The organism is Methylorubrum populi, from assembly GCF_002355515.1.
Classification (GTDB): Bacteria; Pseudomonadota; Alphaproteobacteria; order Rhizobiales; family Beijerinckiaceae; genus Methylobacterium; species Methylobacterium populi_A.
Map to the genome: position 1 here is coordinate 293,840 of NZ_AP014809.1, position 11,689 is coordinate 305,528.

The 11,689-nt window shown below is 65.4% G+C and carries 8 protein-coding genes and 2 pseudogenes; 5 read left to right on the forward strand and 5 right to left on the reverse strand.

The window, feature by feature from the left end; genetic code table 11:
- Positions 1-26: 26 nt before the first annotated feature.
- Positions 27-1,223, forward strand: a complete 1,197-nt coding sequence (locus MPPM_RS01310) for an acetate/propionate family kinase (RefSeq protein ID WP_096483197.1) — start codon at positions 27-29, stop codon at positions 1,221-1,223.
- Positions 1,224-1,378: 155 nt separating this feature from the next.
- Here MPPM_RS01310 and MPPM_RS01315 read toward each other — a convergent pair whose 3' ends face one another.
- Both MPPM_RS01315 and MPPM_RS01320 read right to left on the reverse strand, forming a co-directional pair.
- Positions 1,379-2,752, reverse strand: coding sequence for a sensor histidine kinase (locus tag MPPM_RS01315; protein WP_244573444.1), 1,374 nt, complete (start codon positions 2,750-2,752; stop codon positions 1,379-1,381).
- A complete protein-coding gene (locus tag MPPM_RS01320; protein ID WP_096483200.1) occupies positions 2,749-3,426 on the reverse strand; it encodes a response regulator transcription factor in 678 nt (225 codons plus the stop codon). Before MPPM_RS01320 ends, MPPM_RS01315 begins: the two co-directional genes overlap by 4 nt.
- Before the next feature lie 226 nt (positions 3,427-3,652).
- Between MPPM_RS01320 and MPPM_RS01325 the strand changes: the two genes are divergently transcribed.
- Positions 3,653-4,297: a class I SAM-dependent methyltransferase gene (locus MPPM_RS01325; RefSeq protein ID WP_096483202.1), complete on the forward strand. Its 645-nt coding sequence runs from the start codon at positions 3,653-3,655 to the stop codon at positions 4,295-4,297.
- Between the two features lie 5 nt (positions 4,298-4,302).
- On the forward strand, positions 4,303-5,007 hold the full coding sequence (locus MPPM_RS01330; RefSeq protein WP_096483204.1) for a DedA family protein: 705 nt from the start codon (positions 4,303-4,305) through the stop codon (positions 5,005-5,007).
- Positions 5,008-5,278: 271 nt separating this feature from the next.
- Here MPPM_RS01330 and MPPM_RS27715 read toward each other — a convergent pair whose 3' ends face one another.
- Positions 5,279-5,881 carry a hypothetical protein gene (locus tag MPPM_RS27715; RefSeq protein ID WP_157914069.1) on the reverse strand — a complete coding sequence of 201 codons (603 nt, stop codon included), beginning with the start codon at positions 5,879-5,881 and terminating at the stop codon, positions 5,279-5,281.
- Between the two features lie 240 nt (positions 5,882-6,121).
- A pseudogene (locus MPPM_RS28765) lies at positions 6,122-6,328 on the reverse strand (DUF6691 family protein); the annotation flags it as partial.
- A gap of 457 nt (positions 6,329-6,785) precedes the next feature.
- Between MPPM_RS28765 and MPPM_RS01345 the strand changes: the two are divergent.
- Both MPPM_RS01345 and fdnG read left to right on the forward strand, forming a co-directional pair.
- Complete coding sequence (locus MPPM_RS01345; protein ID WP_096483209.1) at positions 6,786-7,127, forward strand: hypothetical protein; 342 nt, start codon at positions 6,786-6,788, stop codon at positions 7,125-7,127.
- A 120-nt stretch (positions 7,128-7,247) separates the two neighbouring features.
- Positions 7,248-10,025: pseudogene (gene fdnG / locus MPPM_RS01355) on the forward strand (formate dehydrogenase-N subunit alpha); the annotation flags it as partial.
- 901 nt (positions 10,026-10,926) lie between these two features.
- Here fdnG and rnk read toward each other — a convergent pair.
- A complete protein-coding gene (gene rnk, locus MPPM_RS01360; RefSeq protein WP_096483214.1) occupies positions 10,927-11,340 on the reverse strand; it encodes a nucleoside diphosphate kinase regulator in 414 nt (137 codons plus the stop codon).
- Positions 11,341-11,689 lie beyond the last annotated feature (349 nt).

An 11,689-nucleotide genomic window follows, 5' to 3' on the forward strand; every position in this document is an offset into this window, starting at 1 on the left:
GGCGCGTCGGGAGAGGAGACACGCCCATGATGCGGACGGAGAAGCGTCCCGCGGACGCCGCGATTCTGGTGCTCAATGCCGGCTCGTCGAGCGTGAAGTTCGCGCTCTTCGCCGCAGAGGGACTTCAACCACTCTGCCGCGGCGGCATCGAGGGCATCGGCAGCCGGGCGCGGTTCGGAGGAGCCACCGGCGCGAGGGCGGATCTGTTCGAGGGCGCCGAGTTGCCGGAGGCGAGCGGCCACGAAGCGGCCACGCAGTGGCTGCTGCACCATATCCGACGGGCGAACGATATCGATCTGCACGCCGCTGGACACCGCGTTGTCCATGGCGGCCCAGACCTGTCGAAGCCGGTTGTGATCGACGATGGCGTGATGACGGTCCTCGAAGATCTGATCCCGCTCGCGCCGGCGCACCAGCCCCACAACCTCGCGGCGATCCGGGCGGTGGCGGACGCTTGGCCGACCTTGCCGCAACTGGCCTGTTTCGACACGGCCTTCCACCGCACCATGCCTCGGCTCGCCCAGCTCTTCGCGATCCCGCACGCGCTTACCGATCAGGGCCTCGTCCGCTACGGTTTCCACGGCCTGTCGTACCAGCATATCGCCGACGTGCTGCCGGGCATTGCCGGGGAGCTAGCGAAGGGCCGGGTCATCGTCGCGCATCTCGGCCACGGGGCCAGCCTCTGCGCCATGCGCGAGGGACGCAGCGTCGCCACCACCATGGGCTTCACCGCGCTCGACGGCCTGATGATGGGGATGCGCTGCGGCGCCATCGACGCCGGCCTGGTCCTCTACCTGATCGAGCAGCGCGGGATGGCGCCGGCGGACGTCTCCGAGATCCTGAACCGGCGCTCCGGCCTGCTCGGCGTCTCCGGCATCAGCAACGACGCCCGCACTCTGCTGGCCAGCGAGGAGCCGCGGGCCGCCGAGGCGCTCGATCTCTTCGCCTACCGCGTCGTGCGCGAGAGCGGATCCATGATCGCAGCACTGGGGGGCCTCGACGCCTTCGTCTTCACCGCCGGTATCGGCGAGCGATCGGCCCAGATCCGCGCGGCGATCGGAGAAGGCTTGGCATGGACGGGCCTCAAGCTCGACGAGGATCGGAACGCGGCGCACGAGACGCGCATCAGTGCCGATGATGCGCAGATCCCCGTCTACGTCATCCCCGCCGACGAAGAGCGACCGATCGCCCGTGCCGTCGCCGTCCAGTTTCCGTCGGCTTGATCCTTGATCCGGCGGCAGGGTGTTCGTGACCGCGGACGAGTGCCGGCAAGGCGAAGGAATGTGCGCCAGATCGAAGCCGGGCAGCTGACCCACTCAGTTCATGGAGATGTCGACGGAACCGGCACCGAGCCCGTTCGCGATTTCGCTCGCCGTGTTCAGCTCTGCCGATCCCGCGGGAAGACCAACCGGACGCAGGCTCCGTCCGAAGGGCCGGTCACGACCTCCACCCGCCCCCCGTGCAGGCGCATGATCCGCTGAACGAGATCGAGCCCGAGACCGGCGCCCCGACCTCCTTGCCGAAGGCGATGGAACGGCTCGAAGATTTGCTCCCTCTGATCCGGTGGGATTCCGTCGCCATCGTCGCAGACCTCGATCCAGCCCGCCTTGGCGACGCGGACAGCGATGGTGCCGCGCCGGCCACCGTGGTCGATCGCGTTCTGGATCAGGTTCATCAGCGCGCGGTCGAGCGCAGTCTCATCGCCATCGACCCTGATTTCGCCGGTCTCGGCCTCGAACGACATCTCGTATCCGGCCGTGAAGGCGAGCGGTGCGAGATCGAGGACGGATCGCTCGGCCAGCGCGACGAGGTCGACGGGGGCGAAGGATGCCTGCTCCCGGTCGAGACGCTGTAGATCGAGGAGCTGGCCGGTCAGCACCGTCAGCCGGGTCGTGTCTTCGAGCAGGCGGATCTTTTCCGGGCCCGGCTGTAGCGCGGAAATGCGCGTCGTCAGGATCGCGATCGGGGTGCGGAGCTCGTGAGCGGCGTCGGCCAGGAACCGCTTGTGACCCTCGTAGCCCCTGTCGAGCCGGGCCAGGGCACCGTTGACGGCGTTGACCAGCGGAACGATCTCGACGGGCACGCCGACGGCCGGCAGGCGCGTGCCGCTGCGGGTGATGTCGATCCGTTGCGCCTCGTCGGCCACCCGTCCCAGCCCCGCCAGCGCACGTTGGACGACGAACGGTGTGACGAGAAAGGTTGCCGCCGTCATCAGTCCGATGATGAGCAGGGTCAGGTACAGCATGGGCAGGAAGGCGGCCACGACCTGGTGCAGCAGGAGGCGGCCCTGACCGCCCGTCAGCATCTGGACACGGCCTGCCGCCGTATCGATCCATTGCACGATGGCGAGGGACGGCCCGTCGTCGCCACGATTCCCTCGCAGAACCGCGCTCTCCACCGTATCGAGACCTTTCATCAGTGGCGTCAATTCGGCGGGAACCTGCCCTTCGGTGACTTCCCGACCCTGGCTGTCCCGGACGATGAACCAGAATCCCTGGATCTCGCGCCGCAGCCGTTCGAGCTCCGGCGTCGGCCGCAGGATCAATTCACCGTGTGAGCCGCGGCCGACCGCCTCAGTGAGGGCTTCGATCGTGCTGCGCTCGTAGATGCCGCTGCTGATCGAACCTCGCATCCACAGCGCGCCGATCACGCCGGTCATGGCCAGGATCAACAACGCGAACATCGCCCCCTGGGCCGCGGCGACCCAGGTGACGAGACGCCATTTGAGCGAGCGCGGGTGCCGGATGCTCACGGAACCTCCTCTCGCAGGAGATAGCCGACGCCGCGCACGCCGTTGACGATCACGCCGCTTTCCGCATCCGCGAGCTTGCGGCGCAGACGCGAGACCTGTGTGTCGAACGCGTTGGGCTGAACCTCATCGTCCAGCGCGAACACGGCCTCCATCAGCACGGCGCGGGGGACCATGCGCCCGACCCGTCTCAGCAGCGCCTCCAGAACGAGGGTCTCGCGCCGCGTCAGTTCGAGCACCCTGCCCTCGATGCTGGCCTCGCGGTTGGGGACGTCGAAGGACAGCCGGCCCGCCCGAACGACTTCCGCCTGCACGTTTGCCGGACGGCGCAGGAGCGCCCGCAGCCGCGCCAGCAACTCCTCGAAGGCAAATGGCTTGGCGAGATAATCGTCCGCTCCGTGGTCGAGCCCCATCACGCGGTCGGCGATCTCGCTCCGCACCGTGAGCACGAGCACGGGCACGCGGTTGCCGCCGGCACGCAGCGTCGGGATGAGAGAGAGCCCGTCGCCGTCCGGCAACTGGCGGTCGATGACGAGAACGTCGTGACTGCAGGCCGCCGCCATCTCCTCGGCTTCACGCAGGTCGGCCGCATGATCGACGATCATGTCGTGGCGCGCGAGCACCGTCCGCAGGGCGGAGGCCATCTCCGGCTCGTCTTCCACCAACAAAACACGCATGGACGATCCTCGTGGGGCCCCGCATGCGAGAGCGAGACCCTGCGAGCGCGAGTCTATCGCAGTTGCCTGTCGGCAGCCTTGCAGAAACGGCGCGATGACGTCTTTTTCTAAAATCTTCTGCAGATCTTCCGGCGACAGATTGCCTACAGGCAGATGTGAGACCCAGTCAATCACGGCAGTGCCAAGCGTAGAGGCTAGTTACGGCACTGTTCATCTGGGGTTGAGAATGCACATCGATAATTATACTGCCCTCAATGCGCCTGCAGCGAACCGGGCACGCGGGTTCGGCCCTTCCATCGCCGACATGGTGCCGTTCCTCCGCGAGTGGATCCGCAATCCCCGGAGCGTCGCCTCGGTCGCGCCCTCGGGCCGTGCGCTCGCCTCGCTGATCACGCAGGAGATTTCGTCCGCGACCGGTCCGGTAATCGAACTCGGGCCCGGGACCGGCGTCATCACCCATGCCCTCATCGAGCGGGGTGTCCCGGAGCAGGATCTGACGCTCGTCGAGTACGGATCCGATTTCGCGCGTCTGCTCCAGATGCGCTTCCCGCAGGCCCGGGTCCTTTGGATGGATGCGGCGGCGCTCAACCGCCACGTGCTCTTCCAGGAAGCCTCGATCGGTGCCATGGTGTGCGGCCTGGGCATTCTGAACATGGAGCAGCGCAAGGTCGCCGAGATCCTTCGGGGTGCGTTCCGCTTCCTGCGGCCGGACGGCGCCTTCTTCCTCTATACCTATGGCGGGCGCTGCTCGGTCCCCGACACGCTCCTTGAGGAGCTCGATCTGGAGGCGATCCTCATCGGCCGGACGGTTCGAAACATCCCGCCGGCCTCCGTCTATCGGCTCTCGCGGCGTCGGACGATGGACGCGTGAGCGCAATGGCATCCTCCGATCTCATCGCGTTCTTCCTCGGTCTCGGCCTTCCGGGAATGTTCGGCATCGCCTTCGCTGAGAAGTTCGTGCCGATCATCCCGTCCTACGTGATGCTGATGCTGCTCGGCATGACCGTGACGGATGCCGCGATGCTGCTTCCGGCCCTCCTCGCGACCGCGACGGGCTCTCTCGCCGCCTCGCTCGGATGGTACGGGGTCGGACGCTGGCTGGGCGAGCGAAGGGTTCGGGCCGCAGTCGCCCGGTTCGGCAAGTACGTGTTTCTCCGGCCCCGCACCTACGAGCGTCTCGCCGCCGCGTACCGCGAGAACCGCTTTCGGGTGACGCTGATCGGGCAGACCGTTCCCGTCGCACGGATCTATCTTGCTCTGCCGGCCGGTGTGCTCAAGCTGCGGCCCGCCGCGTTCGTCCCCGCGGCGGCGATCGGCATCCTGCTGTGGAACACGCCGTTCCTGACGCTCGGCCATCTCCTTCGCGAGAGCGCGTATGATCCGGTCGAGGTCGGCTTCTGGGTCTCGGTCGCGCTCGTCGCGACGGAAGTCGGCGTGGTCGCCGGAATCCGGCTTCTCTTCCGGATCCGGAAACGGCGGCCGCCGGTTGGCGCCGCCGATCTCGGACCGGGCAACGTGCCCCGGAGGCCGGCGGCAATCGGGAGCCGTTGCGACCTTGCTCCCTGCCTCCCCGGCTCATGACCGGACACCAATCCGGTTCCAGCGCTGCTTGGACCGGCTCTCCGCGATAGTCGTCGAGGGCGGCCGGCGGGCTTCGGGGCGGATGACGGTCGCGCGAGAGCGTGCGACGTCGAGGCGCTCTGTTGCGGTCTGCCGGCAAGACGTGAGGACCGTCGCTCCCGGTGCGCGACCGGCGGATTTGCCGGCGCTGGCCATCGACAGCCGGCGGCCTTTGCCCTTTTCATGGCTCCGACCCGGAGCACGATGCGACGGGCAAGCGCCGCGCCGAACGCTAGCCGCCATGCCGCCTCCTCAGACCCTCTTCGACGCGGCATCGGCGCAGCTGCCGCTGTTCGACGACCTGTCCGACGCGGTTATCGAACGCCTCGCTCTCGGCGGCTTCGGACGCGGCCTCCTGACGGCCGCGCTGCGGGCTCGCCTCCGCAAGGCCGGCCTCGCAGATATGGCGGCCCTGGCGCGCGCCGCCCCGGCGGACCTCGCGGCGGTGCGCAAGATCGGACCGGTGCGTCTCGCTGCGATCCGAGCCCACATCCTCGACGAACTGGCCCGGCTCCTCCCGGGTGCGAGAACGATGCACGACCAGCATTCGACGGATCGGCGGCGCTTGACCCGCCTTCGCACCGTGCCGGCGGATGCGCTTCGTCTCATCCCGCCTCTGATGGAGCGATACGGCTCCGACGGGCCGAATTGGGCTGATCTTGCCTTGATGCGACGCGCGGAAGCCGCCCGAGTGCTCCGAGTGTCGGACGCAGATCTCGACGGAATCGTTGCGGCTTTCGTTCGCGCGCTCCGGCCGGCGCCGCAGCACACTCCGTCGTCGACGACGGCGCACGAGGCAAATGCTGCGGGCGATGCGCGGGCGGAAACGGCGCATGCCGAGCTTTTGCGTGAGCGAGACCGCGAATGGGACGAGGCCGCGCCGGGCCGATCTTCGCCATCCACCGGGGCGATCTGAGTGGAAACAAGCCGGGTTGGGCTCGATCGCTCAGCGGAGAACGTGGCTTGGGATCTGCCGTTCAGGCCGTGGAGGCATCCCGATCGATCGGTGAGGCGCACGCGCACCGAACAGGTCGAGGATCGGGCCGATGTCCCGCCGAAACCGGCTGTGTGACTCCGCCGCGTGCACGAGGCGGAACAGCAACATGCGGAGACGCATGGCGGCGGCGAAGATGATGGCTTTGGCCGGGGCGATCGCGAGACGGGTCTACGCCGGTCGGGGACATAGGCCGACCAGACCCCAGTAAACGCCAAAGATCGCAGCGCGGGCGATCAGCCGTGCGCCGAGGTCACACCGTGTCGGAATTTCGAGCCGGGGCGCGAGCGATTACTAACACTTATCGACAGAGATTTGTGTATCATAGAATAATCACGCAGTTAGAAATATATCAAAAATAAAATAATCAGCCTCATTCACGATACTATTGATACATGCATCGATTCAAGTTTAACTGGGTCATCGACCTGCACAGGTAAATACTCTCACACAAAGTCTTTGATACGACCGTATATTGGTCGAGGTCGGTCTGCCCGCCAACGCGATCCACTGTTACACAGTCGAGGAGTTCACGCATCACGCGTTCGCTTCCCATCATTGCTCGCGGACCGGTCGATGCCGGTCTCCGGCTGCTTCGGCTCTCGAAGATCTGATCGCGACGGTGAGGGCACGGGCCTGCCACATGCCCATTAAGCGACCGGCCGCTTCGGAAGATTATTTCCGGAACTACGGTTGGCACCTGACGTTACTCGGCCATTGTCTCGTCCAGAGCCGGAACTGTCCGATGCCCTCGCTCTCCCGTTCCCTCGCGATCCTGTCCGCCCTCGCCCTGCTCGCCATCGCGTCCGCCCCCGCCCGAGCGGAGCCCGGCGCGATCAAGGGTCAGGACGTGATGGGCGACAAAAGCCGCTCCGCCAATGACGGCTGGAGCCAAGCCCCGGTCCCGCGGGAGCAATCCGCGGGCAAGGACGCATCCGATCCCGGCGGCCAATCGACGAAGATGAACGGCGACCGTCCGGTATCGAAGGCCGGCGAGAGCGGCGGCAACGGCACCGACCCGCAGCAGCCTCTGGAGCACCGCACGCCGAACCCGTCCGGACAGAACCCCGCTTCGCCGACGAAGTAGGACGCCCGCGCTGCTCTGCGGCGAAAGATGCCGGTACGGAGCCTCGCATCGGCACTTGCCTCAGGAGCAGGTTCCTGCGAGCATCTTAGACTAAGAATATCTCCAACGAGGACGCGAGAGATGACGGTGCAGGTATCCCGGCGCGGATTGCTGAAAGGCATCGGCGTCGGCTTGGCCGGGGGGACGCTCGGCGCCCTCGGCTTCGGTGACCTCCAGCCCGCCGCTGCCGCCGCCGTGCGGCCCTTCAAGCTCGCGCAGATGCGCGAGACCCGGAATACCTGCCCCTATTGCTCGGTGGCCTGCGGCGTCATTCTCTACAGCCTCGGCGACCACTCGAAGAATGCCCGCTCGGCGGTGATGCATGTCGAGGGCGATCCGGATCATCCGGTCAACCGCGGCACGCTCTGCCCCAAGGGCTCGTCGCTGCTCGACTTCGTCCGTTCCGAGACCCGCACCAAGTACCCGATGCACCGCGCGCCCGGCTCGTCCGAGTTCAAGCGCGTCTCCTGGGACTTCGCACTCGACCGGATCGCGACGCTCCTGAAGGAGGACCGCGACCAAAACTTCGTGGCCAAGAACGGCGACCTGACGGTCAACCGCTGGACCACCACCGGCTTCCTCGGCGCCTCGGCCACCACCAACGAGACGGCGTGGCTGACCTACAAGACGGTCCGAAGCATGGGGGCCCTGGTCTTCGATAATCAGGCCAGGGTTTGACACGGTCCTTCGGTCGCCAGTTTGGCGCCCTCCTTCGGCCGCGGTGCGATGACCAACCTCTGGATGGACATCAAGCACGCGGACCTCATCACCGTGATGGGCGGCAATGCCGCCGAGGCTCACCCCTGCGGATTCAAGTGGGTGGTGGAAGCCAAGGCGCATAACAATGCCAAGCTCATCGTCATCGATCCTCGCTTCACCCGCACCGCCTCGGTGGCGGACCTCTACTGCCCGATCCGGCAGGGGAGCGACATCGCGTTCCTATCCGGCGTCGCCAAGTATCTGATTGACAACGACAAGCTCCAGCACCGCTACTTAGCGGCCTATACCAACGCGGCTTTCGTCGTGAAGGAGGGCTTCGACTTCAACGAGGGCCTGTTCTCAGGTTACTCGGAGGACAAGCGCGACTACGACAAGAGCACCTGGGACTACGAGATCGGGCCGGACGGCTACGCGGTGGTCGACGAGACCCTGCAGCATCCCCGCTGCGTGATGCAGCTTCTGAAGAAGCACATCGCCGTCTACACGCCCGAGATGGTGGAGCGGGTCTGCGGCTCGCCCAAGGAGACCTTCCTCAAGGTCTGCCAGATGATCGCGGAGACGTCGTCGCCCGAGAAGACGATGACCTCGCTCTACGCGCTCGGCTGGACGCACCACTCCAAGGGCTCGCAGAACATCCGCTCGATGTGCATCGTGCAGACGCTGCTGGGCAATATCGGAATGCTGGGCGGCGGCATGAACGCCCTGCGCGGCCATTCCAACATCCAGGGGCTGACCGATATCGGACTGATGAGCAACCTCATCCCCGGCTATCTCAACATCCCCATCGAGAAGGAGCCGGACTACGCGAGCTACATCGCCAAGCGGCAGTTCAAGCCGCTTCGCCCCGGGCAGATGAGCTACTGGCAGAACTACAACAAGTTCTTCGTATCGTTCCAGAAGTCGATGTGGGGCGATCACGCCACCAAGGAGAACGACTGGGCCTACGATTACCTGCCCAAGCTCGACGTGCCGACCTACGACGTTCTGCGCGGCTTCGAGCTGGCCAAGCAGGGCAAGATGACGGGCTACGTTATCCAGGGCTTCAACCCCCTGCTGTCGTTCCCCAACAGGGCCAAGATGACCGAGGCCTTCGCCAAGATGAAGTTCCTCGTGGTCATGGATCCGCTTCAGACCGAGACGGCGCGCTTCTGGGAGAACCACGGCGAGTACAACGACGTCGATCCCTCGAAGATTCAGACCGAGGTCTTCGAGCTGCCGACGACGTTGTTCGCCGAGGAGGAGGGCTCGCTCTCGAACTCGTCGCGCTGGCTGCAATGGCACTGGCAGGCGCAGGAGCCGCCGGGCGAGTGCCGCTCGGACATCGAGATCATGTCCGGCCTCTTCCTGCGCATGAAGGCGATGTACCAGAAGGGCGGGGGCGCCTTCCCCGATCCGATCGTCAACCTGACCTGGAACTACGCCATCGACGAGTCGCCGACGGCGGTCGAACTGGCGCGTGAGCTGAACGGCTACACGCTGGCCCCGATCCAAGACGCGACCGGCGCGACGATTCCGGCCGGCCGGCAGGTCGACGGCTTCGCGCAGCTCAAGGACGACGGCTCGACCGCGTGCGGCTGCTGGATCTATTCCGGCTGCTACACCGAGAAGGGCAACATGATGGCCCGCCGGGACAACACCGATCCCGGCAACCGCGGCATCGCCCCGAACTGGGCCTTCGCGTGGCCGGCCAACCGGCGCGTCCTCTACAACCGCGCCTCGTGCGATCCGGACGGAAAGCCGTGGTCGGAGAAGAAGAAGCTCATCGAGTGGAACGGCAAGCAGTGGGTCGGCTTCGACGTGCCGGACTACGGCGCCACCGTCGCCCCCGACAAGGGCATGGGCCCGTTCATCCTGAACCAGGAGGGCGTCGCCCGCCTGTGGACCCGCGGGCTCATGCGCGACGGGCCGTTCCCGACGCATTACGAGCCGTTCGAGTCACCGGTCGCCAACGTCGTCTTCCCGAAGGTCAAGGGGGCGCCCGCCGCCCGCATCTTCAAGGACGATCTGGCCGATCTCGGCACCTCGGAGGAGTTCCCCTACGCGGCGACGAGCTACCGGCTCACCGAGCACTTCCACGGCTGGACCAAGCACGCGCGGATCAACGCGATCCTCCAACCATCACACCTAAACCGGGTGTCCGTGAAACCGGCAGCAGGCCAATGCTGGGTCCTTGGCCCCGAGCGAGACCTTCTCCTCGGTCTTGCCGACGAGCTTCACCAGGTCGGCCGGCACGCGCCTGCGGAGGTAGTAGACGCCGGACTGATGCTTGAAGGATCGGGGCATCGGGAGAGGCACTGTGTACCACCTGTGTGTACAACAGGCGGATATAGAAAGCCTTATCGTGCAACGACTTCTGGAAGATCAGGCACTTGAGGGGGTGCTTGGCGGAGAGGGGGGATTCGCCGCCGGGCGCCTTAGCCCATTGCAGATAAATGGCTTTTGCTCGCACTTGCCCGAACTTTCGTAGCAACTTATCGTGGCACTCGTCAAACCGGAAATGGCTCGCCTCTGAGCGGCTCAACCGGAACTGAAGCGTCAGCCGCAATCCGATGGTGCGAAAATGATGGCTTGAAACGTGCTGATGAGACTTGCCTACCTGAGCACAGCGTCAAAACGTACACTCGGCTTCGTGCCGAATACGATTACGTCGGCGGTATTCCTAAAGCAGACTTCGACTGACACCTGACAGAATGTCTGGGATGCGCCATTAGGGGACCTTCGCACGCACATGAGTGCAAGGTCCGCTCGCTCCATCGAAGCGGGCCCAAGTGTAGCCGAGTCGAACACTGCTCGAAGCTGAGCATCGGTGTCCCGGTCAGTGAAATGCCTGGAGATCCAGGCGCCGCCGCTCGGTCGAAGCGGATGGCCAGAACTTCACGCAGTCCTGTCGCGTCTAGACGTACCGCCGAGCCCATCACGCGGGGCTATGCGTTCGCATGCCGATCGCGGACGCGGACGCACTCGCCACCGAGGGCTACCGCGTCGGGCTGGAACAGGACACGCAGGATCGTTCGTCGATAAAGCCGATCCACACGCCGTTTCAGGCGAAGGCGGCCTCGCGGACCGCGAGCACGGTCAGGCGTCGGGTCTCGCCCGTCCGAGTGGCCCAATCGATGGACTGACCCTTGCTCAAGCCGATCAGGGCTGCGCCAATCGGGGTCAGGATGGAAACCTTGCCCTGCTCGATGTCAGCCTCTCCAGGGTAGACTAGCGTCACGGATTGCATCCTGCCCGTCGAATTGTCGCGGAAGTCCACCCGGCTGCCCATGCGTGCGAAATCGCCTTGAGCGGCCCCGCCCCGGACGATCTGAACCCGGTCAAGTTCGTCCGAAAGATATGAAACGACTTCCGGCGCGCGATCCATGGCGCTTGCCGCCAGTCGCGACAAACGTTCGTGGTCGTCGGCCGTCATCTTGATGCGCGGCTTCGCCGCAGCGAGGGAAAATTTTGTCAACTTCTTTGATCCTATTTAGGTCGTTGTCGTACTACGCTGCACTCGGGCCTGGATCGTCCTCGACTTCTGGAGGAAGCAGGAGATCATTTTCGCTTTTTGCTGAGCTCGGCGAATACGGGTAATTTCTGCGCGAAAACGGAAGCACGGTGCGTGAACGCGGTGCTACGTCGTGCAAGGGGGTGGACTGTTCTCGTTTCGTCGCCGTCTCACCTGCGTCGCCCGTAGGACGAAGCTCCGGATCGCGCTCAGGGGCATCCATAGATCCCGCTCCGCTACTGCATCAGAGCTGCCTATCCGGCAGCCAGCGCATGTTTGTCGACGCGAAGGACGCGTTCGCTTCACATGTCGA

Bases quoted from the DNA above. Each gene is read 5' to 3' on its own strand.
- MPPM_RS01310 (WP_096483197.1), top strand. From the start codon at position 27: ATGATGCGGACGGAGAAGCGTCCCGCGGACGCCGCGATTCTGGTGCTC.
- MPPM_RS01320 (WP_096483200.1), bottom strand. From the start codon at position 3,426: ATGCGTGTTTTGTTGGTGGAAGACGAGCCGGAGATGGCCTCCGCCCTG.
- MPPM_RS01325 (WP_096483202.1), top strand. From the start codon at position 3,653: ATGCACATCGATAATTATACTGCCCTCAATGCGCCTGCAGCGAACCGG.
- MPPM_RS01330 (WP_096483204.1), top strand. From the start codon at position 4,303: ATGGCATCCTCCGATCTCATCGCGTTCTTCCTCGGTCTCGGCCTTCCG.
- MPPM_RS27715 (WP_157914069.1), bottom strand. From the start codon at position 5,881: ATGCGCCGTTTCCGCCCGCGCATCGCCCGCAGCATTTGCCTCGTGCGC.
- MPPM_RS01345 (WP_096483209.1), top strand. From the start codon at position 6,786: ATGCCCTCGCTCTCCCGTTCCCTCGCGATCCTGTCCGCCCTCGCCCTG.